The organism is Streptomyces rubellus, from assembly GCF_036323805.1.
In the GTDB taxonomy this organism is placed as follows: Bacteria; Actinomycetota; Actinomycetes; order Streptomycetales; family Streptomycetaceae; genus Streptomyces.
This window is the reverse complement of sequence record NZ_JAZDCX010000029.1, coordinates 19,031-39,801: the sequence shown is the minus strand read 5'-3', so window position 1 is coordinate 39,801 and position 20,771 is coordinate 19,031. Positions and strand designations below refer to the sequence as shown.

20 protein-coding genes are annotated in these 20,771 nt (G+C 74.5%); 6 read left to right on the top strand and 14 right to left on the bottom strand.

Annotation, left to right across the window (positions count from 1 at the left end):
• Positions 1-25: 25 nt before the first annotated feature.
• The 6 genes from V1L54_RS26140 to V1L54_RS26115 all read right to left on the bottom strand — a co-directional run bounded on the left by V1L54_RS26140 (position 26) and on the right by V1L54_RS26115 (position 11,238).
• Positions 26-2,314, bottom strand: coding sequence for a hypothetical protein (locus tag V1L54_RS26140; RefSeq protein ID WP_330120604.1), 2,289 nt, complete (start codon positions 2,312-2,314; stop codon positions 26-28).
• A gap of 648 nt (positions 2,315-2,962) precedes the next feature.
• Positions 2,963-4,336 (bottom strand): ABC transporter substrate-binding protein, encoded by a 1,374-nt coding sequence (locus V1L54_RS26135; RefSeq protein ID WP_330120603.1) that lies wholly within the window; start codon positions 4,334-4,336, stop codon positions 2,963-2,965.
• 29 nt (positions 4,337-4,365) lie between these two features.
• Positions 4,366-5,361, bottom strand: coding sequence for a GlnX family signal transduction membrane protein (locus V1L54_RS26130; RefSeq protein WP_330120602.1), 996 nt, complete (start codon positions 5,359-5,361; stop codon positions 4,366-4,368).
• Positions 5,361-6,887: a vWA domain-containing protein gene (locus V1L54_RS26125; RefSeq protein WP_330120601.1), complete on the bottom strand. Its 1,527-nt coding sequence runs from the start codon at positions 6,885-6,887 to the stop codon at positions 5,361-5,363. The genes V1L54_RS26130 and V1L54_RS26125 overlap by 1 nt, the downstream gene beginning before the upstream one ends.
• A 74-nt stretch (positions 6,888-6,961) precedes the next feature.
• Positions 6,962-9,391 (bottom strand): serine/threonine-protein kinase, encoded by a 2,430-nt coding sequence (locus V1L54_RS26120; protein ID WP_330120600.1) that lies wholly within the window; start codon positions 9,389-9,391, stop codon positions 6,962-6,964.
• Positions 9,388-11,238: a trypsin-like peptidase domain-containing protein gene (locus tag V1L54_RS26115; RefSeq protein WP_330120599.1), complete on the bottom strand. Its 1,851-nt coding sequence runs from the start codon at positions 11,236-11,238 to the stop codon at positions 9,388-9,390. Before V1L54_RS26115 ends, V1L54_RS26120 begins: the two co-directional genes overlap by 4 nt.
• Positions 11,239-11,317: 79 nt before the next feature.
• On the opposite strand from V1L54_RS26115, the gene V1L54_RS26110 reads away from it, so the two are divergent.
• Together V1L54_RS26110 and V1L54_RS26105 are read left to right on the top strand one after the other, a co-directional pair.
• A complete protein-coding gene (locus tag V1L54_RS26110; RefSeq protein WP_330120598.1) occupies positions 11,318-11,644 on the top strand; it encodes a trypco2 family protein in 327 nt (108 codons plus the stop codon).
• Positions 11,644-12,153, top strand: a complete 510-nt coding sequence (locus tag V1L54_RS26105; protein WP_330120597.1) for an NUDIX hydrolase — start codon at positions 11,644-11,646, stop codon at positions 12,151-12,153. Before V1L54_RS26110 ends, V1L54_RS26105 begins: the two co-directional genes overlap by 1 nt.
• 16 nt (positions 12,154-12,169) lie before the next feature.
• On the opposite strand, the gene V1L54_RS26100 is transcribed toward V1L54_RS26105, so the two are convergent.
• From V1L54_RS26100 to V1L54_RS26075, 6 genes are all read right to left on the bottom strand, one after another.
• Complete coding sequence (locus tag V1L54_RS26100) at positions 12,170-13,036, bottom strand: LLM class flavin-dependent oxidoreductase (RefSeq protein WP_330120596.1); 867 nt, start codon at positions 13,034-13,036, stop codon at positions 12,170-12,172.
• A 143-nt stretch (positions 13,037-13,179) separates the two neighbouring features.
• Complete coding sequence (locus tag V1L54_RS26095) at positions 13,180-13,467, bottom strand: WhiB family transcriptional regulator (RefSeq protein ID WP_330120595.1); 288 nt, start codon at positions 13,465-13,467, stop codon at positions 13,180-13,182.
• Between the two features lie 46 nt (positions 13,468-13,513).
• Positions 13,514-14,170, bottom strand: coding sequence for a polysaccharide deacetylase family protein (locus tag V1L54_RS26090; RefSeq protein ID WP_330120594.1), 657 nt, complete (start codon positions 14,168-14,170; stop codon positions 13,514-13,516).
• A gap of 110 nt (positions 14,171-14,280) precedes the next feature.
• Positions 14,281-14,463, bottom strand: coding sequence for a DUF397 domain-containing protein (locus V1L54_RS26085; protein ID WP_330120593.1), 183 nt, complete (start codon positions 14,461-14,463; stop codon positions 14,281-14,283).
• Positions 14,460-15,338 (bottom strand): helix-turn-helix domain-containing protein, encoded by an 879-nt coding sequence (locus V1L54_RS26080; protein ID WP_330120592.1) that lies wholly within the window; start codon positions 15,336-15,338, stop codon positions 14,460-14,462. The genes V1L54_RS26085 and V1L54_RS26080 overlap by 4 nt, the downstream gene beginning before the upstream one ends.
• Before the next feature lie 257 nt (positions 15,339-15,595).
• Complete coding sequence (locus V1L54_RS26075; RefSeq protein WP_330120591.1) at positions 15,596-16,240, bottom strand: TetR/AcrR family transcriptional regulator; 645 nt, start codon at positions 16,238-16,240, stop codon at positions 15,596-15,598.
• A 165-nt stretch (positions 16,241-16,405) separates the two neighbouring features.
• Between V1L54_RS26075 and V1L54_RS26070 the strand changes: the two genes are divergently transcribed.
• Positions 16,406-17,368: a zinc-binding dehydrogenase gene (locus tag V1L54_RS26070; protein WP_330120590.1), complete on the top strand. Its 963-nt coding sequence runs from the start codon at positions 16,406-16,408 to the stop codon at positions 17,366-17,368.
• An 18-nt stretch (positions 17,369-17,386) separates the two neighbouring features.
• On the opposite strand, the gene V1L54_RS26065 is transcribed toward V1L54_RS26070, so the two are convergent.
• Positions 17,387-17,827, bottom strand: coding sequence for a MarR family winged helix-turn-helix transcriptional regulator (locus V1L54_RS26065; RefSeq protein ID WP_330120589.1), 441 nt, complete (start codon positions 17,825-17,827; stop codon positions 17,387-17,389).
• 95 nt (positions 17,828-17,922) lie between these two features.
• On the opposite strand from V1L54_RS26065, the gene V1L54_RS26060 reads away from it, so the two are divergent.
• Positions 17,923-18,333: a nuclear transport factor 2 family protein gene (locus tag V1L54_RS26060; RefSeq protein ID WP_330120588.1), complete on the top strand. Its 411-nt coding sequence runs from the start codon at positions 17,923-17,925 to the stop codon at positions 18,331-18,333.
• A gap of 332 nt (positions 18,334-18,665) precedes the next feature.
• Here V1L54_RS26060 and V1L54_RS26055 read toward each other — a convergent pair whose 3' ends face one another.
• Entirely contained in the window at positions 18,666-19,412 is a 747-nt protein-coding gene (locus tag V1L54_RS26055) for an SDR family NAD(P)-dependent oxidoreductase (protein WP_330120587.1), read from the bottom strand.
• Between the two features lie 94 nt (positions 19,413-19,506).
• Here V1L54_RS26055 and V1L54_RS26050 point away from each other — a divergent pair, with 94 nt between their 5' ends.
• Both V1L54_RS26050 and V1L54_RS26045 read left to right on the top strand, forming a co-directional pair.
• Positions 19,507-20,115, top strand: coding sequence for a TetR/AcrR family transcriptional regulator (locus V1L54_RS26050; protein WP_330120586.1), 609 nt, complete (start codon positions 19,507-19,509; stop codon positions 20,113-20,115).
• A 269-nt stretch (positions 20,116-20,384) separates the two neighbouring features.
• Positions 20,385-20,645: a hypothetical protein gene (locus V1L54_RS26045; protein WP_330120585.1), complete on the top strand. Its 261-nt coding sequence runs from the start codon at positions 20,385-20,387 to the stop codon at positions 20,643-20,645.
• Positions 20,646-20,771: the final 126 nt, after the last annotated feature.

Below are 20,771 nucleotides of genomic sequence, written 5' to 3'. Positions count from 1 at the left end.
GGGATCGTCCGGGCTGGACCGGGGCCTAGTCGGCGGCGGTGGCGGCGGGTTCCGCGCCGGTGTCCGCGTCGGCGACGGTGTCTCCCGGGCCGTACGGCACCGGCTCGGCGACCCCGTCGGGCACCTCGGTCTCCGCGCTCTGGTCCAGCACTCCGCACACGGCCTCCAGCAGGCCGAGGAGGTCCAGGAGGCTCAGCAGTTCGGGCAGGCACTGGTAGCCCCCGGTGCCCGGGTCCTCGGGCGGCTGCGGGGCCTGCGGGGTGCCGGCCAGGTCGAAGACCACCGGCTGCCCCGGCCCGGCGGGCCCGGACCAGCCGGAGCGCAGCCCTGCGTAGGGGCCGCCGAACTCCTGGCCGGTGCCGTTCACCTGCCGGGTGGTGCCCTGCGGCGCGGTGAGGGGGACGTGCGTCCCGTCGGGGGCGGTGACGGTGACGGTGTCGCCGATCCGGTGGGCGGTGACCTCCCCGGCGTCCACGGCCATCCGCCAGGCCGCGCGCCGCCGCATCTCCTCCCCGATGTCCCTCATGGAGAGGTTGACCAGCGGGGCGTCGTCGGCGAACAGGTCCGCGTAGTCGGCCAGGACCTTCTCCAGGGCCGGGTAGGCGATGCGGTCCTCGGCCAGGTTCGACTGGTGGATGAAGTGCGGACGCGGGTCGTTGGCCAGGGCGTGGCGCAGGGCGATCCGGGCCTCCAGCGGCACGATGTAGGACTCGTAGCCGGTCCGGGGATCCAGCGGGGCGTCCAGGCAGGTGGTGTTGGCCGAGGTCTCGCAGATGCCGCTGCCGCCGTCGGCGGCGCGGGTGTAGATCCAGTTGTACTCGTCGACCTGCTCCTCGGTGCGGCCCGCGTTGTAGAAGATGTTCATCGGGTAGCGGGGCACGGTCAGGGCCGGGCCGAGGGCGCGCTGTCCGCTCTCACGGGAGGAGTCGCCGGCCAGCCAGGTGACCCCGGTGTCGCCCAGCGCGGGGCCGAGGTCGGGGTTGTCGGTGGGCTGCTGCGGCAGGGTGACCAGCCCGGAGTGCTCACCGGTGACCAGTTCGGCGGGGTCCTCCAGGGTCAGGTCGTTGGCGCTCGCCCAGTCGAGGTTGTCCTGGATCTGGGCCGCGATGAGGGCCCGGCTCGCCCACACGGTGTCCCCCTGGGCGTCGGTCTCGCACCGCCAGGGCACCACGGTGGTGTCCTGGACGCAGCCCAGGAACGGGTGGTCGTAGGTGTGGTTGATCCAGCGGTAGGCGGCCTGGTCGGCCAGGAGCCGGTCGGCGAGCGGGTCGGCGCCGCCGTTCCCGGCGCGGTGGGTGACGCTGCCGCCGCCGTTGAAGGCCATGTCCAGGGTGAAGTCGTGCTGGTCGGACCACTGCGCGGCGTACTGGGCGTCCGCGGCGGTCATCCGGACGGGGTCGGGCTCCAGTCCGGCGTCCGAACCGCCGCAGTCCACGTCGCCGGGAGTGCAGTTCAGCTCGGTGTTCCAGCGGTCGTCGGCGGCGAAGACGTCGTCGACGTGGACGGCGAAGTGGTTGCGGTCGACGCCCAGGTGCACGTCCTGGGTCAGCCAGGCCACGATGCCGCGGGCCAGCAGCCGGTACTGCCGCTGGTGCTGGTTGTAGACGAAGGTGACGACCAGTTCGCCGCGGCCGTCGTGGGCGTACTCGCCGACCAGCGAGCCGCGCGCGGAGCTGCCCGGGATGGGCGCGTCCACGTAGGAGGTGAAGACGGCGTCACCCGGCGGGTCGGCCAGCGGCACGGCCAGGTAGCCGTAGCTCTCGCCGATCTGCGGGTCGTTGTCCTCGAAGGGCACCTCGCCGTCGAGGTACCCGAACGGTCCGGCCTTCCCCGCGGCGGTGACCTCGGCGGTCGTCCCGTCGAGGGTGCCCATGTAGCCGGGATCCTGCGCCCAGTCGAGGCCGACGGCGGGACTGGCGTAGGTGTAGGCGTCCACCTGCCGGATGCCGAACTCCGTCTCGTACGCGGCGAGGGCGGCCATCTCCGCCGAGCCGGCCCCGAAGGGGTTCTCGTTGGGCAGCACCACGCCCTGGAACTTGGCGCGCGGCCGGCCGTCCACGGTGTCGGACAGGAAGTCCTCGTCGACGGTGGGCCGTCCGGCGTCGGACAGCTCGAGCGCGGTGTACGGGGTGCCCGCGCCGTCCAGTGCGGCGGTGATCGCGCCGACGGCGGGGCCGCCGTCGTCGACGACCAGGACGCGCAGGTCGACGCGCGGTGCGGGATCGGGGTCCGCAGCGGCCGGGCCGGCCGGCGTCAGGGCCACCAGTACGGCCGTGGCCAGACAGGCCGCGGCAGCACGGAACACGTGCTTCATCGTCCGTTTCTCCCCCCAGGACGGCGCGCGTGACGATCGGGCGGCACCGTCCGGTGTTGCAGCACGGGTGCCCGGACCGGGCACGGCCGCACTGACTGCTCTCCCCTGGCAGTGGTGGCCGGCGTACGCGGGGCTCCCCTCCCCGACTGCCGCACGGCGGTCACCGCAGACACCCGGCGGCGGCCGGTCCCGCTGGAATCCGCTGGAATCCGCAGCATCCGGCCTGTCGGGCACCCAGCCCTAATAGTGCGCCGTTCCCGGCCGCCGGGAACGTCCCGCCGCCGAGAAGCCGACAGCTGTTCGCCGCACAGTGACCGGAATTCACCGGAGCGTAACGGCCGGACCGTGCGCCGCCGTACGCGCCGCAAACACCGCCACCTTCCGGCACGCTGCACGGTTTCTGGTCTACTCCATTTGCCCGACTTTGCCGTACCGGCGGTACGGCACCGGCGATCCGGAACACGCCCACCCGGAAAACGGCTGGATTGCGATGGAACGGTTCGCCCCTTGTGCCCTTTCTGCGGCGACCTCGAACAGAAGTCCCGGGGCGTCCCGGACGGGATCGGGCCGGTCCGGCGCTCCCGTCCGGCCGGACGCCGCGTACGGGCGGTGAGAGGCGGTGGGAGTGGCGGCGCCCGCCACCCCCGGTCACGGCATCCCGGTGGCCCGGGCCGCGCACACGTCCAGCGGCCCGCTCCTCCGCGGGTACTGCTCCTGCACCTCCTGGATCTGCCGCAGCGGCACCAGGCGCCGCTGCCGGGGACCGGTCTCGGCGAGGTGCTCCTGCCGGGGGTCGGCGAGGAACTCCAGGATCTTCTGGTGGAAGATCCCGCGGACCGCGGGCGGCATGGTGTCCGAGGCGTCCAGGCAGAGGTACCCGGCCTCCTCCAGCTCCCGTACGACACGGCGGCCGACCACGTCCCGTTCCGGGTACGCCTCCTGCCCGATGCCCTGGTGGGCGGAGAAGAAGGGGATCTCGCCGCGCTGCCAGGCGGTGTCGTGCTTCGTCCACAGCAGCTGGGCCTCCAGGGAGACCAGGAAGTGCATCAGCTCCTCGGCCCGCGGGCTGTACTGGAACATCGCCGCGAAGTCACCGGACACCTCCCGGTCGCGGCTCCCGCGGTTCGTGATCCCGGGCAGCAGCCGCGGGGCGGGCACGAAGTCGGCGTCGCGGAACCGCTCGCCGTACAGGTGCCGGGCGAAACTGCCCTGGTGTTCGAGCCGGCAGTCCCGGGCGGGGTCGAAGAGCAGTCCGCTGCCGCCCTCCGGGCCGCGGTGGTCGGAGTCCAGGGCGGCCCGGGCCGCGCGTCCGCCGTCGCCGGACATGAAGTCGGCCCAGGTGTTCCAGGCCCTGACGACGGGCTCCGAGTCCCAGGCCAGCTCCCCGTTCGCCCACCGCTCGTATGCCTCGGGGCCGGACTGCTGCAGGAGGATGTCCTCGATCCAGTCGCTGCCGGGCCAGCCGGAGGTCGCGTCGGAGCCCATGCCGACGCACCAGCTGTCCACGGCCGCGTCGGAGGCGTCCGGTTCGCGGCCCGTGTACCACACGATGCTCTTCAGATCGGCCCGCACCGGCAGCCAGTAGCGCTTCCCCATGCCCTGGGGCCGGGCCAGCCAGGGGCCCCGGTCGTAGGCGCCCCGGACGTCGACGTCCCGGCGGAGGGGTTCGAGCCGGCCCCGCTGCCGGTAGTCGATCAGATCGCCGAGGGACGGCAGCACCACGATGTCCGGGGGATCCCCGGCCAGCACGTCGGAGAGCAGCACCTCCCGGTTCGCGGTGGTGCCCTGGTACCTGACCTCGACGTGGACGCCCTCCCGCCGCTGCCGCTCCTCGAACCGGTCCAGCAGTTCCCCGAACGCCTCCTGCTCCCTGCCCGTCCAGGAGCCCAGGACGACCAGGGTGTGGCGGGCCCCGCCGACCTCCCGGACGCAGCCCGCAAGTCCGGCCGGGGCCAGGAGCAGGCACAGCAGCCCGAGCAGGGCCGTACGGACGGCACGCGCGCCCCGCGCGCCCCGGACCACACGCGCGCTCCGCGCGCCGGGTCCCCGCCTCACGGCCGGAACCTGTACTGGACCAGATGCCGCTGCAGCCCGGCCCAGGACAGTGCCGCGGCCACGGCACCGCCGGCCGGGATCAGCACGGCCCGTCCCGTACCTCCGGACGTGGCGCCCATGCCGCGCCGGACCCGTTCACGGGCCACGGCCGTCCTGTCCACCAGGGCCACCATCTGCCGGGCGGTCAGTTCCCGGCCCGCCTTGTCGTCCGCCACGGCCCGCTGCTGGGCGGCGATCACCGCCGTCAGCTCCCTGCGGGCCTCGTCCAGCCGGATCTGGGTCTGCCAGGCCCACCAGGCGGGCAGCGCGGACGCCAGCAGGAGCGCGCAGACCGCCAGCAGCCAGGGGTTCAGCCGCTGCGGAAAGCGGTGGTGGAGCTGGCGCTGGGTCACGGCCAGCGCCGCCGCGAGGACCAGCAGCGCCGTCCCGGTCAGCGCCCAGGGCGTCCACCGGCCGCCGGTGAAGACCGTCTGCTCGGCCAGCCTGTGGCGCTGCGCCTGCTGGAGTTCCTGGAGGCGGAACAGGATGCCGGTCTCCTGCCGGTAGAGGACGTCCTCGGCGCGCAGGAACCACGATCCGCTCAGTGCCGTGAGGCCGTCCGCGTGCTCCACCGCCTGGCCGATCGCCTCCTGGTAGACGGCGAGCAGGGCGTTGACGGTGCTCAGGGTGCGTCTGCCGTTCTCGCCCGCGACCTGCCGGTCGGCGATCTGCGAGAGGTTCTGCACCGCCGCCGTGATCTGGATGCGGTACTCCTCGTCGGTGCCCGTCCCGTCGGCCAGGCCGGAGTCCAGGTACCTCCGCGCGGCCAGATGGGCGCTCATCAGGGCGCTGCGGGCGGCGGCGACCTCCAGGACGGCCGGCGCGGTCCGGTCGCGCACCTCCTCCGGGTGCCGGTGGATGTCGTCGTACGCCCAGGCCAGCGCCGCCGTGGCGAGCGCGGCCAGCACCAGCAGCTCGCGCAGCCGGCGCACCAGCAGCCGCCGGGTACCCATCACTCCTCCTTCCGCAGGGGACGTCCGCAGCTCACGCAGTACCTGCCGGGCTGTACGACCTCGGCGCACCACGGGCAGGTGACGGGTCGTCCGTCGGCGGGCCGCCGGCCGGCGGACGGCCCGCCGCCCCCCGTCCTCCCGCCGGCGGACTTCCTGCCGGCCGGCGGGAGGACGGGGGGCGGGGTCGTGGTGTGGGTGCTTCCGGCGATGACGGCCTGGATGTTCCCCGGCTCGACGGCGTCCCGGATCCGCACCTGGCCGGTGGCGGCGTTCTCGACGACCACCAGGGCGCCCAGCCGGGCGAGCTGTTCGGTGTCGCCGAGTTCGTCCGCCAGCCGCACGGCCCGGCCCAGCTCCCGTTCGGCGGTGGCCACGTCACCCCGGACGAGGGCGGCGGAACCGGCCCGGGACGCCTCCCCCAGCTCGGCGTGGCGCAGGAAGTGCCAGCCGGCGCCGCCGGGGTCGGTCAGGGGCGGGGGCTCGTCGGTCCACCGGACGGTGACGGGGACCTCCTCCGGCAGCTCCACTCCCCCGGCCGCCTCCCCCTCGGCCTCCAGCCACAGGGAGGCGATCCGTACCGCGCCCGTGCCCGCGCCCGGCGGTCCGGCGTGGTCGGGGTCGACGCGCAGCCGCAGCTCGTACCAGCGGGTCTCGTCGCCCCACGCCCCGGTGCCGACGCGCAGCCGGTCACCGTCCTGGACGGCGGTGTCCGTCAGGTCCGCCACCGTCGGGTAGACCTGCCGGAAGAGGGTGACCGTCAGATACGGCCCGACGCGCACCCCCACCACCAGCCTGGGCAGCGTCCGGCGGGTGGCCGCCCCGACCAGCTCCCGGAACAGCCGGGTGAGCTGGGCGCCCGTCTCGCCGGCGGCCCCGGGGCCGCCGGCGACGACGGCCTCGGCCCGGCCGTGCAGCCGGTCGGCGACCATCTGGAGCTGGGCGGCGTCCCAGTCGTCGCCGATGCCCAGGGCGTCACAGCTGAACTCGCCCGCGCAGTCGTCCAGGACGCGCCGCAGCTCCTCGGCCCGGCCGTGCTCGTCACGGCCGTCGGTGAGCAGCAGGACGTGCCGGAAGACCGCCTCGGGCCGGGCGGTGAACAGCCGCCGGGCCAGATCCAGCCAGGCCGATATCCGGGTGCCGCCGTGGGCGTCCAGCACCCGGGCCGTACGGCTGCCCTCGGCGCGGGTGGCGGGTGAGGCGGCGACGGTGGCGGGAGCCGACGGATCTCCCCAGGGGTAGGCGACGCGCGCCGTGTCCGTGCCCTCCACCAGGGCGAAGTGGGTGCCGTCCGGCAGCATCCCGACGGCCTCGGCGGCGGCTCTCCGGGCCGCCGCGATCTTGTCGAGGGTGGGATGGGCCATGGAGCCCGAGCAGTCGATGACCACGATCTCGCAGTGCTCGGCCGGCCGGCGCGGCACCGTGCCCAGGCCCGCCGCCCGGACCTCCACGATCACATGCACCTCGTGGTCGCCCGGCGCGCCCCGGCCGTCGTGCCCGGCGTAGAGCTCGTGGGTGGAGGACGACACGTTCAGCTCCAGCCGGGACCGGCCGGGCACCGGGCCGGCGGGCGGCGGAGGGGCCGGGCGGGGCGGCGGGCGGTTCACCGGGCCGCCTCCCGGCCCGGGAGGACGAACCAGGTGCGGGGCAGCACCGCGTTGGCGCAGTCCACGAGGTGCTCGCTCTCCGCCCGGGTGGTGCCGGGCAGCCGGGCGAGCGCACCGAGGGACCGGGCCAGCAGGGTCCGCAGCTCCCGCTCGGCGACCGGCTCGCCGCGCCGCCCGCCGTACAGGTCGCCGGCCAGGTCCGCCAGGTGCGCCCGGTCCTCCCGGCGCGCCTGGTCCCCGGTGTGTGTCCCGTCGCCGGCGGTCCGCTGGACCCAGTCCAGCGCCCACTCGCGCAGCTCGGCGGTCAGCCGGTCGCGTTCGGGGCCGGTGGACGCCCCGCCGTCGAGCACCAGCCGGGGCAGCTCCCGCTGTACGGCCGCCAGGTCGCGCCAGGTGGGCAGGCCGCCGGGGTCCGGCAGCCGCGCGGCCCGGATCCGCACCGCGGCGATCCGGGCCGCGTCGTAGTGCCGGGACACGGCGGACACCCGGCCGAGCACCTCGGCCGCCGCCCGGCGCTCGCCCCGGACGAGATGGACGCGGGCCAGGCCGAAGGCGGCGCTGCCCTGCTGGGTGTTGCGCCGCCACACCGCGTTGTACAGGCGCCGGGCCCGGTCCAGGTCGCCGCGCCACTCGGCGCAGTAGCCGAGGACCAGTTTGGGCGCGTACTCCCCCGGCAGGGCCTCGTAGACCTCCTCGAAGTGCCCCTCGGCCGTCTCCGCGTCGCCCCGGGCGAGCCGGAGCAGGCCGCGGTGCCAGGCCAGCCGCCAGTCGGGGGCGGGCCGGTCCTCCCGGTCGGTGCCGAGGACCTCCTCCGCGTCCTGCAGCCGCCCCTCCGCGCGGGACAGTTCCCGGACCCGGTCGCGGTGGCCGACGGGCAGTTCCTCCCGGATGTGCAGATGGGCGCGGCACAGCCGCAGCCGTACCTCCACACTCCGCCGGTCCGTCCCCGGGCCGGCCGTCCCGGGGACGGTCCCCGCCTCTGCCTCCGACTCCGCCTCGGCCTCCAGGAGCCGTTCCATCTGCCGTACGGCCGCCCGCGGGTCCGGCGGCGCGGGCAGCCGCAGCTGGACGGCGGCCGGGTCGCCGCGGTGGGGCAGCGGGACCGGCAGCCCCACGGCGACCCTGGAGGGGGTGGGGCAGCCGGGGTGCAGGACGGGGGCGGTGAGTCTCCCCCGGTACCCCCGGGCCGCGCGGTCCCGCCAGTGCGGCGGGCCGGGGATGCCGCCCAGTCCGGCGTCCAGCAGGGCGGGGGTGGGCTCGAAGACCTCGGACGGCCGGGTGTACTGGCGCTTCGTCCGCAGCGAGAGCAACTCCCGCAGCACCCCCTCCAGTTGCTCGGCCATCCCGGCGGCGGAGGCGAACCGGCGTCCGGGGTCGCGGTGGGTGGCGCGCTCCACCAGCAGACGGAAGGAGTGGTGGCCCAGCCCGCGGCCGATGTCGTCCCCGGCTCCGCCCCCGGCGTCCCCGGCGTACTCGGCGTGTCCGTCGACGGCCGCCCCGGCCAGCTCCTCCAGGGTGCGGCCGACGGTGTACAGATCGTGCGCGACGGTGGGCGCCCCCCGGCCCGGGCCGGTCTCGGGGGCCGCGTAGCGCTCGGTGGTGACGGGGGTACGGCCGTCGTCCAGCCGCTGCACCCCGCCCAGGTCGATGAGCACCACCCCGGTGCCGCGGTGTATGACGTTGTCGGGCTTCATGTCGGAGTAGACCAGCCCCCGGTCGTGCAGGAACGCCAGCGCGGCCAGGATCTGACAGCCGTAGCGGGCGACGTGCTCCAGGGTCAGCGGCCGGCCGGGGCCGAAGGGCGGCCGGCCGCGCTCCGTGTCCTCCAGGACCGTCCGCAGCGACTTCCCGCCGACGTACTCCATCACGATGTAGTCGGCGGCGATCCGGCCGTCCTCGGGCCGGTGGGGCACGTAGTCGTAGATGCGGACGACGGACTCGTGGCTGAGGGCGATCAGCTGGTTCCGCTCCTCCAGCATGCGCTCCCGCGCCTCGGCGTCGTGCGGGTTGAGCACGCCCTTGAGGACGATCGGACGGTCCCGCAGCCGGGTGTCGACCGCCAGGTAGACCCAGCCCAGACCGCCGTGCGCCAGCGGACCGCGCACCTCGTAGCGCCCGCCGTCCAGCGGCTCCCCCGGTCTGAGCTGGGGCAGCAGGGAGTACGGGGTGCCGCACTCCGCGCAGTAGCCCTCGTACCGGACCACCGTCCCCGGGTAGTGCCGGCCGACCGGCAGGCGGCACGACCGGTTCCCGCAGGGGCGCCCCTGGCGCGGCGGGGCCGGGTCCGTCCGGACGAGGGCGAACGGGTCGGCGGGCGGCGGGAGTCCGGGCAGGGCCAGCAGTCCGCGGCCCTCCGCGGCGGTGCCGGTCTCCGTGCCGCCCGGCACACCGGACGGCGCGCTGTCCGGCACCGGTCCCCGGTTCACCGCTCCCCCTCCGCACCCGTGCCCTCCGCCCCGGCACGCTCCGGGGCCTGCTCCGCCGGGGCCACCGGGGCCGCCGGGGCCGCCGCCCCCGCCGGGTCGGTGTCCCGCGCCGGTTCCGCGTCCTGCGGCGGCCAGCCCAGCGCGCGGCGGACGACGGCCACATAGCGGGCGACCGCCGCCGCGGCCCCCTGCTCCTCGAACCGGCCGGTGTGGAGCGCCCGGTGGGCCGTGCGGTACTCGCGGTCCAGGTCGACGTCCTCGATGCGGCCGTGCCGGACGGCCAGCTGGCGGTAGGTCCGCAGCTCCCCGCGGAGCACGGCCCGCCGCTCGTAGCCCCGCTCGGCCCGCTCGCGGGTCTCGGCGGCGTCGCTCTCCGCCCGCCGTGCCCGCCGCTCCAGGGCCTCCAGCGCGGCATGGACCTGCCGCGGCGGCGGGCCGTCGCCGCCGCGGTGGGCGTGCCGCAGCAGCGCCAGGTCCATGTGCAGCCGGGTCACGGCACGGTGCGGCGGGGACACGCCGGCCAGCCGGTGCGCGGCCGGTATCAGCTCCCGCAGCCGCTCGTCGAGGGCACCGAGCCGTCCGGCCAGTTCGCCCATGCGGTGCCGCAGGGCCAGCTCCTCCTGGTCGATCCGGGGGCCGGGACCGTAGTGGACCAGCAGCTGGCGGCAGCCCCGGTCGGCGAACTCGCCGCACAGCCCGACCAGCCCTTCCGGATCGGCGGCCCGGTCCACCCCCAGCAGCGCGACGGTCAGCGGCAGGTGCTCGCCGCGCAGCCGTTCCAGCGCCCGGCCGGGGTCGGACTCCTTGAGGTTCATGCGCTCGGCCACCTGGACGACCACCTCCCCGACCGTCGCGCCGCGGACGTCGACGGCCAGGTCGAGGCTGCCGACCGGGGGCACGGTGCCGAGGGGGTCGGTGGACAGCACGGTCGTGGCCCGCGCCGATATCTCGCGGTCGGCGAGGGCCAGGGCGCGCTGGAGGGTGTGGTCGCGGCCGGAGTCGGGCCGCACCTCGGTGACGTAGACCGGGGAGCCGTCCTCGCCCCGTAACCAGGAGGCGAGCCGCTCGGCGTACTCGACCTCGGGTGTCGCCCTCAGCCGGCCGGCCCGGGAGGCGAGGGGCGGCTCCACGCCCCGGCGGCCGCTGACCCCCCAGTCCCGCACCCGGGGCAGGTACCTGACGATCGTCTCGACGGGGATCATGTGCGCCAGGGTGAGCGGCTCCACCCCCGCGGAGTCGAAGTACCCGGTGACCGTGATGCCCAGGACGCTGGGCGGGTCGTTCATGTCGAGCACCGGCCCGCCGCTGAAGCCGCTGCGCGGCAGGTGGGCCGGCTGTACGTGGAGTTGCACGCGCTCGCCGAAGTTCATGCTCACCGTGGCCTGGAGCGCCGCGCCCTGGGCGTGCCGGACCGACTCGGCGTAGCCGCAGATCTCCACCCGGGCGTTGCGCAGCGACGCCCGCCGCAGCGGCGCGGAGTGGCCGCCCGGCGGCGGCCGGTGCACCCGGAGCAGGGCCAGGTCGCCGCGGTCGCCGTTCCGGCCCTGGGCGGGCACCCAGCACCCGTCGAGGACGGTGGCGGTGGACGCCTCCGCCCCCGCGATCTCGGGGAACTCCACGGTGACGGCGGAGTTCCGGTCGGCGGGTACGTGGGCGCAGGTCAGCACCGTGTCGCCGCCGAGCAGCACGCCCGACCCGATGACCTTCCCCGTCCGGGACGAGCGGATGCGCGCCCGCCACGCCGCCCGTCCGGCGCGGCCGGCGCTGCCTCCCGACCGCCGCGCGGTGGTGCCGTCGACCCCCTGCGCGGTGTCACCCGCAGTCGTGTCCGCACTGCCGTCCCCCATGCGTCGGCAGCATACGCGCGAACGGCTTCTCTCTGTAGCCTCTTGGTGTCGAGCTGTGAGAGAGGCAGGGGGCCGAGCGGTGGCGAACTCCGGCGGTACGGGCGGCACCGGTCCGGACATCGGACTGGACGACGTGATCCGTCAGGTCCGGGAGGACCTGACGGCGGCACAGCGCGAGGGCGACGGCAGCGCGGGGGGCCTGCGCTTCGCCGTGGACCGGGTCCATCTGGAGGTGGCCGTCCAGGTGCGCCGCGAGGGCACCGGCAGGGCGGGGCTGCGCATCGGCGTGGTGACGGCCGACCTGGGCGGCGGGGTGAGCCGGGACGCCGTCCACCGGGTCCAGGTGGAGCTGATCCCCCGGCACCGCGGCGGCTCCTTCCAGGTCGGCGGGGAGCCCTGCGACTGATGCGGCCGCTCGCCGCCGACGACCGCGGGAACGTCCTGCTGTCCCTGGTGCGCGGCACCGAGGACGCGCCCCCGGCCGACGCGCCGCTGCCGCTGGCGCTGACCGCCCTGTGGCACGGCGGCCGGGTGCTGATGGTGTTCAGCCGGGCGCGGCGGTGGTGGGAGCTGCCGGGCGGGCTGATCGAGCCCGGGGAGAGTCCGCGCGCGGCGGCGCTGCGCGAACTGCGGGAGGAGAGCGGGCAGCGGCCCGACCGGCCGCCGCGGTTCGCCGGCTGGGCGGCCTTCCGGCTCGGCCCGGAGCGCCGGGCCGAGTACGGGGCGCTGTTCACGGGGTGCACCGCGGCGCCCCGCCCGTTCCGGCCGGCGGAGCAGCGCGGCGGGGAGACCGACGGGGAGCACGACGGGGAGATCGCAGCCGTGTGCTGGTGGGACCTGGCCGAACCGCTGCCCGGCTACGTCCAGCCGCTGGACGCCTGCCTGGCCCGGCTCACCCGGGGGACGCCACGGTGACGGACCGCCCGCGGGGTCAGCCGACCAGCGGGCGGACCTCCCCGGCCGCGAAGCGGATGAACCCCTCCACGTCCGGCTCGTCGGCGGCGGGCTGGAGGACCACGGTGTCCGCCCCGGCCGCCGCCAGCCGCCGCACGGCCGCCGCGACCGTCGCCGCGTCGCCGGTGGCGGCGGTCTCCGGGGCGTCGCCGAAGGCCTCGAGCTCGGCCCGCATGCGCGCGTCCGCGTCCGGGCCGGTCGCCGCGTGGAGGTAGACGACCAGCTCGCGCCGGACCCCGCCGCCCTCGGGCGGCGGGGTCCCGTCCAGCATGCGGCGCATCCGCCGTACCGCCTCGGGCGGGTTGCCGGCGGTGAGGACGGCGCCGTCGGCCGCCTCGGCGACCAGCCGCAGCGAGCGGGGGCCGCTCGCCCCGCCGAGCACGGCGGGCGCCTGCGGCGGCGGCCAGCCCAGCGCCACGCCGTCCAGCCGGACGTAGCGGCCGTCCACGGTGAGCCGCTCGCCCCGCAGCAGGCCCCGCAGCGCGTCGGTGTACTCGCGCAGCAGCGTCAGGGGCGACTCCGCCCGCGCCCCGACCTGCCCCATCCAGTCCTGCACCCCGTGGCCGACGGCGAGGACGGCCCGCCCGGGGAACATCCGGTGCACGGTGGCGGCCTCCATCGCGGTCAGCGCGACGTTCCGCAGCGGCACCGGCAGCAGTCCGACCCCGACGCGCAGCCGCTCCGTCCAGGCCAGGGCGGCGGACGCGGCGGCGATGCCGCTCTCCAGGAAGCAGTCCTCCCACAGCCACAGCTGTTCCAGACCCGCCTCCTCCGCGGCGCGGGCGACCGAACGCAGCCGTTCGGGGGGCAGCTGGGGGCGGAACACCACGCCGAGAGAGACCATGGCCCCTTCCTACCGGCCCGCCCCCGGCCGGGCAACGGGGCCGTGCCTCCGTGTCGCCCTCCCGGGCACTCCCCGGTGCGGCCGTACGCGGACGCGGTGGACGGCTACCGCGTGCCCGCCCACCGCGTTCCCCCGCACTCCCGTCAGGCCGATCTGGGCACGCCGTCCCCGTAGCGGTCCCGCCGCTCGCCGCGCCTGAGGCGGCGGCGCTCCTCCTCCGACAGACCGCCCCACACGCCGTAGCGCTCGTCGTGGGTGAGGGCGTACTCGAGGCACTCGACACGTCCCTCGCAGGACTGGCAGATCCTCTTGGCCTCGACGGGCGTCCTGCCCGGCTCCGGGAAGAAGGGCTCGGACCCGATCTGCGCGCACAGGGCGCGCTCCCACCATCCGGGCAGCTGCCTCACCGGGCCGGAGTAATCGATTGCCATGCGCGGCAGCCTGCCCGCCGCCGATCAACGATCCATCAACGTCCGATCAACGCCCGTCGGCGGGCCCGGCCGCGCCGCCACCGCGCCACTGCCCCGGGACGGTGAAGGTCCAGCCCTCGGCCCGCAGGCGCGGGATGAGGGTGGCGACCGCCTCGACCGTCTGGCTGCGGTCGCCGCCGCCGTCGTGCAGCAGGATGATCCCGCGCAGGACCACGCCGCTCATCCGGCGGACGAGCTCGTCGGCGCCCGGCGGCTCCCAGTCCCAGACGGAGAGCTGCCAGCCGAGGGGCCGCATGCCGAGCTCCCCGGCGACGCGGATCGTCCGGCCCCAGTGCCCGTAGGGGGCCCGGAAGAACGGGACCTCGGCCCCGGGCACCGCGGCCTCGATGGCGGCGAGCGTCCGCTCCAGATCGGCGCGGACCGCCTCGGGCTCCCACTCCTCGAGGTCGTCGTGGTGGAAGGAGTGGTTGCCCAGCAGGTGCCCCTCGGCGACGATCCGCCGCGCGAGCTCGGGGTGGGCCTCCACCTGGGCGCCGACCAGGCAGAACACCGCCCGCACCCGCTCACGGGCGAGCACGTCCAGGAGCGCGGTCGTGTCGGGCGGGTTGGGACCGTCGTCGAAGGTCAGGGCGACGGTGCGGCCGGGCTCGTCCACGAGCTCGATCACGTCGCCGCGGGAGAGGGAGAAGGTGCCGGTGCCCATGCCCGCCATCCTGCCACTCGGCCCCGGGCGGTCACGTGGAGGGCACACGGCCCGGACCGGCCCGTGCGGCAGGGCTCGACCCTGCCGCACGGACAGCACGCACCTACGCGTCAGCGGGCGGCGTGGCCGAGGAAGTCCGCCCAGGCGGCCGAGGACACGGACAGCGGCTGCCGCCGGGTGTCCTTCGAGTCGCGGACGAGAACGACCTCGGGACGTATGGCCACCTCGACACAGTTGTCGCCCCCGCCGCCGCTGTAGCTACTCTTGAACCAGTGCAGTTCGGTAGTGCTCATAGCGCTCCTCGCATCTCCTTCAGCAGGCCTGCGGACGCCTCTGGACTGAGAGCCTGCGAGCGCATTTTTCCATAACGCTGAAGCATCGCACTGACTGCTTTTGGGGCACTGACGAGAGCACTGTCCTCTTGGCACTCGTAGTACCCGACCCACTGGTTATTGGGCATCTCGGCGAGGTACAAGGGCCCTTCGAAGCCGTAGTGTTTCTCCTGCCGCAACGGCATGATCTGGATCTCCACGTTGCGGCGACTTCCCTCCTCCAGCAAGTGGTCGAGGAGCGCCCGTGTGACGTCGGCACCTCCCAGGCGCCGCTCCAGCAGGGCTTGCTCGATCAGGAAGCAGAAGGTGGTGTTCGGCCGTTCGTTCAGGAGCTGCTGTCTGGCCAGGCGCGCAACCACCTGCCGTTCGATCTGCTCCTCGGTCATGGGAGGAAGGCGACGCTCGAAGATCGCCCGGATGTACGGCTCGGGCTGCAGCAGGCCGGGAATCGCCCGGCACTCGTACGCGTACAGCGACAGCGCCTCCTCCTCGACGGTCGCCCAGTACTGGAACCAGGACGCCAGCCCCGTGCGGCGGGTCAGGCTGCGGTAGGCCGCCGTCAGGACGCGGGAGGCGACGTAACCCAGAGGCTCCTCCGCACGGGCGGGCAGGTCCTTCGGCGGGTACCGCTTGCCCTGCTCGATCTTGGCGATGTAGTGCGCCGAGTACCGCACCCGCGGGGCGAGTTCCTCCTGCGTCAGATTCGCCTCCTCCCGCAGCACCTTCAGCACCGCGCCGAACGTCCTGAGGCTGTCCGACAGCTCCGCCTCACCGCTCGGACGGCCCTGCGCCCCACTGCCGCTGTTCCTGGCACCGTCGTCGTTGTCCGCCCTCATGGCAGCCGCCTCCCCGTACCTCTGCGCGTCACATGGCGCACCTTCCTCACCGCTCAACGCAACAAGCCGGTCATCGTCACACCATGTGACCAACCCAGTCCGCACCACCCACCCGCACAACGCGGCCTGTACCAGTGACGCCCCTGCCGCCCCGGCGTCGGAGGAGGAACAGGGAGTCCTTTCCGACCTGGCTGCGGCCCGGAGCCGGGAACAAAGGCTGTCGGGCGCAAGGCGGGACAGCCCTCCGGATGGTGGGTCTACGGCCTGCCGGGCGAGTGCGTGAGCGGCAGGTGTGGTGCCGGCGGCAGTGGCGTGGGCGCTCCCGTCTCCGGTGCGGCGCGGAACGCCTCGATCACGTAGGCGGCGAAGCGGCGGGAGGCCGTGAGCCGGACGGCACGCGGCGTGTCCTGGATGCCCCGGTGGGCCAGGAGCATGAGGACCAGGTCGTCGACGACGAAGCCGGGGCGCAGCCGGCCGGTCTCCTGGGCGCGGCGGGCCAGTTCGCCGACCGCGCGCAGCGTCCGCTCCCGGTCGGCGGCGAAGTCCATGGCCCCGGGGAAGGCCGTCATGAAGGCGTCGGCGAATCCCCGGCTGTGCGCGTGGAGTTCGCAGATCCGCTCGACCAGGCTCCGGAATCCGTGCCACGGGTCCGGGTCCGCGAGGGCGTCGCGGACGGCGGCCTGGCAGGCCCGCCGCTGCTCGGCGAAGGTCTCCGCGATCAGTGCCTGCTTGGTCGGGAAGTGCCGGTACAGCGTGGCGGGGCCGACCCCCGCCTGCCGGGCGACCTCGCGCATGGGCGCGTTCAGGCCCTCTTCGCCGAACACCGCGCGGGCGGCGTCCAGGACGCGGGCCCGGTTGTCGCGGGCGTCGGAGCGCACGGTCCGAGGCAGATGGCTGGTCATCGTCCCTCACTTTAGCCAAACGGACGGGGGCGTCCGTTACGGTCCGATGGCGGTGCCGCCGCCTTGTCCCGGCACTTCGCAGGCGATGCCCCGGCCGTGGGGCCGGCTCGGCTCCCACGGCCGCGGCGGCCGCGATCGGTCCCTCCCCCGGCCCGAGGAGCAGAGATGAAAGCCGTCGTGATCAGGACCTTCGGAGCCCCCGACGGCCTGGAGGTCGTCGATGTGCCCGTGCCCGTTCCCGCCCCGGGGCAGGTGCGGATCACCACGGAGGCGATCGGGGTGGGCGGCGTGGACGCCGTGATCCGCCGGGGAACGCTTGCCGCCCACGGCTTCCGGGAGGGCCATCTCCTCGGCAGCGAGGTCGCGGGAAGGGTCACCGCGGTGGGAGAGGGCGTGGACGCCTCGTGGACCGGGCGCCGGGTGTGGGCGTTCACCGGTCTGTCCGGCGGGTATGCCGAGCAGGCCGTCGCCGCGGTCGAGGACGTCCTCGCGCTGCCCGACGGCCTGACCGCCGCCGACGCGGTGACCCTCGGCGGCTCCGGCACAGTCGCCCACTTCGCCCTGGACCGGGCCCGTCTCACACCCGGCGAGACGGTGCTCGTGCGCGGTGCGGCGGGCAGCATCGGGATCACGGCGGTCCAGCTCGCGACCGGGGGCGGCGCGGGCACGGTGGCGGTCACCACCTCTTCGGCAGAGCGTGGCGCCCGCCTTCGGGAGCTGGGCGCGACCCATGTCCTCGACCGCTCCGGCGAGGGCGGCCCGGACGCACCGGCGGGCTTCGACGTGGTGATCGATGTCGTGGGAGGCCCCCGGCTCCCCCTCTTCCTGGACAGGCTGAACTCCAACGGACGGTACGTGGCCGTCGGCACGGTCGGCGGGCAGCCGCCGGCGGACTTCGGCATGCGGCTGATGGACGCCTTCCGCAGGTCGTTGTCGTTCGCCACGTTCAGCTCCGACACCGTGCCCGGCCCCGACCGGCAGGCCGTGCGGTCGTCCCAGTTCGCCGCTGCCGCGCACGGGGACCTGCGCACGGTCGTTCACGAAGTGCTGCCGCTGGACCAGGCGGCGTCGGCCCACCACCAGATGGACGCAGGGGAGGTGTTCGGCAGGGTGGTGCTGGTGCCCTGAGCCGGGCGGGGGCGGTGGTCACTCCGGCTCGTGCTGGGCGAGGACTCGGCCGAGCAGGCGGGTCAGAGTCTGCCGCTCCTCGGCCGACAGCGACTTGAGCAGGTCGTCCTGCACCTGGTCGAGTACGCCGTCCATGCGTCGCAACTGCCGGAGCCCGTCCCCGGTGAGCGTCACTCTGTTGCGCCGTCCGTGGTCCGGGTCCGGTGTCCGGTCGGCGAAACCCTGCTCGACCAGTTCGTTGACGGCCGCCACGACGTCGCTGCGGTCGATGCGGCACCGGCGGCCGATCTCCGCCTGGCTCGCGGGACCGAACTCGTGCAGTGCCGCCAGGACGCGGTAGTGGTACCCGCGCGCCCCGGCGGCGGCGAAGCCGTCGAACACCAGCCGGCGGGCGTGCACGGCCAACTGGGTGATCAGCCAACTCGGCTTCGCCGTCAGGCGCTCGGGGGTCTCGTCCATGGCGGCCATCCTATCCGCGCGAGTGTTGGTGCGACCAACACTCTGCCTGTAGTGTTGGTTGCACCAACATTGGAGCGACCGTCAAAGGAGTCGTCATGCCCGTCACCACCCGGACCACCGACCGAGCCGAGATCGCCGGACTGTTCGCCCGCCTGGCCAACCTGCTGGACGAGCACCGCCCCGAGGACGCCGCCGCCGTCTACCACCGCGACGTCGTGGTGCACTCGCCGGGAGGCGAGCTGCACGGTCTCGACGAGGTGATCGCCCATCTCGGGCGGATCCAGGTCGAGCGGGAGCACACCTTCCACATGCACGGGGACGTGCTGGTGCACGTCGACGGTGACCGTGCGGAGGCCACCGCGAACCAGGTCGTGTACTTCCACCGCGACGGCGAACCCCCCTACCGGACGAGCGGTCTGCGCACCACGGGCACCGCCGTACGGACCCCGGCGGGCTGGCGGTTCGACGACATGCGCATCAAGCTCGCCTGGACGCAGGAGAAGTAGTGATGCCGTGAGTCAGCCCGGCCACCTGGGAAAGGCCGTTAGCGATGGGTGTCCTCGGGTCCCTCGGAGTCACTCACGACCATGCCGCTCGTGTGGAACGGTCCGGCCGGAAAGACAGATGCCCGATCCCGTACGGCGACCCCGGACGCCCGGGAAGCCGGTGGGGGAATGAGCGGTCCCAGGCTGCGGCCCAGTCCCCGCCCGGTGGTGGGCGAGGCCGGCCGGAGGGGCGCGTCGAGCGGGCGGGGCGGCGGCGCCCCTGCCGCCCCGGACCGGAGGAGGAACGGGGCCGGGCACCGCCGGTGATCACGCGACGGATGCCGTCCGCGCGGTCATAGCTGGTTCTCGCCGCCGTCGGCGTACAGATTGGCGCCGAGGATGAAGCTGCTCTGCTCGGAGGCGAGGAAGGCCGCCACGTTGGCGACCTCCTCCGGGCGACCGATCCGGCCCAGTGGGACACCCGCGGCGAACTGTGCCTTGGTGACGGGCCCGTCTCCCGCGGCCACGGCGTCGAGTGCGGGAGTGTCGATGGTGCCCGGGGAGATCGCGTTGACCCGGATGCCGCGGTCCTTGAGTTCGTTGGCCCAGGTCCGGGCGAAGGACCGGACCGCCGCCTTGGAAGCCGCGTACGTGCCGAACGCCGCGACACCGTCGTCGGCGCGCACCGAGGAGTTCAGGATCACCGACGCGCCGTCGTTGAGCAGCGGCAGCGCCTTCTGCACCGTGAACACCGTGCCCCGGACGTTGACGCCGAAGATCTCCTCGAGGTGTTCCTCGGTGATCTGCTCCAGCGTCGCGAACGACGCGGCGCCGGCGTTGGCGAACAGCACGTCCAGACCCCGGCCCCGGGCGCGGACCGTGTCGTACAGCCGGTCCAGGTCGGCCAGGTCGGAGATGTCACCCACCACCGCGGTGGCGCTCGCCGGGCCGATGGTCTCGACCGCCGCGTCCAGCACGGCCTTGCGCCGGCCGGTGACGAACACGTGCGCGCCCTCGGCTGCCAGCCGGACGGCGGTGGCCAGGCCGATCCCGGTGCTGCCGCCGGTGACGACGGCGGTCTTGCCTTCGAACTGTCCCATGTCGATGACCTCCAGAAAATTAAGTACCGATCGATACTTAAAGAGACCGTAGCACATCTGCACCGATCGGTACGGAAGAGGTATGATCGATGGCATGGAGACACGGCGGAAGACACCGGTCGGCCGGCCGAGGGGGTTCGACACCGACGAGGCCCTCGAACGCGCCATGCGGGTCTTCTGGGAACAGGGCTACGAAGGCGCCAGCCTCAGCGACCTGACCGACGCCATGGGCATCACCCGCACCAGCATGTACGCGGCCTTCGGCAACAAGGAGGAGCTGTTCCGCAAGGCCCTGGAGCGCTACACCGAAGGCCCCGCCTCGTACGGGGCCCGGGCCCTGCGGGAGCCGACCGCCCGGCAGGTGGCCACCGCGTTCCTCAACGGCTCCGTCCGGGCCACCACCCGCCCCGGCTGCCCGGCCGGATGCCTCGGCGTCCAGGGGTCCCTCGCCGCCGGCGATCCGGGAGCCGGTGCCCGCGACACCCTCGTCGCCTGGCGCAACGGGCACCTCTCCCTTCTCCGCGACCGGTTCCGGCAGGCCGTCGACGAAGGTGACCTGCCCCCCGGCACCGATCCCGGGCTGCTCGCCCGCTATCTCATGACCGTGGCGAACGGCATCGCCGTCCAGGCCGCCGGTGGCGCCACCCGCGACGACCTCCAGCGGGTGGCCGACATGGCCCTGCGGAGCTGGCCACCTGCCTGACGGCCGGGGGTGCCGGCGATCAAGCCGACAGCGGGCTCGCGGAGGGATCGTGAGCGTCGCACCGGGGAGACACCCGACGGACTACATGCTGTTCACCGATGTCCGCAGCTACGCTGGCCCCCGGTACTGCCCAGGTGGGGCGCGAATCGGTGACGCGACGCTCGTGGCCAACGGGCGCCGGGGCCGTCTCCATCCGGAAGCTCCCCGACAGCACGACCCTGATCGCTCGAGCGAGTAACGGAGAACTCACAGCCCACTACGACGACTGGATGTTCGAGCCCGCGAAGGGCGCCGACCCCGCCCGGCTGAACAGTGCCCTCGCAGCCGTCGGGTTCTTTCGGGAAGAGAACGAAGAATCCGACGAGTGGTCTGCATCCGAGACGGCGCTGCTGGCGTTGGAGCGGGAGTTCGGCCTCGTACTGCCGCCCGAGATCAGCCGGGGCCCCTGCCAACGGTCGGCCTACAGCACCTTCGAAGCTGACCGCCGGCCCCGCCTCTCGACGCGGTCGGCAGCGCACCGGGGTCGCTGAGCCTGTCGCGCCGGATCTCCCACGGACGGACGCCGAGCCGATCGGCCGGCCCCCAGAGGACGACCGTTGTGCTGCGCGGACCTGCGGGTCCGTGATCGGCAGCCGCTCCGTCGCCGCCATGGCTCT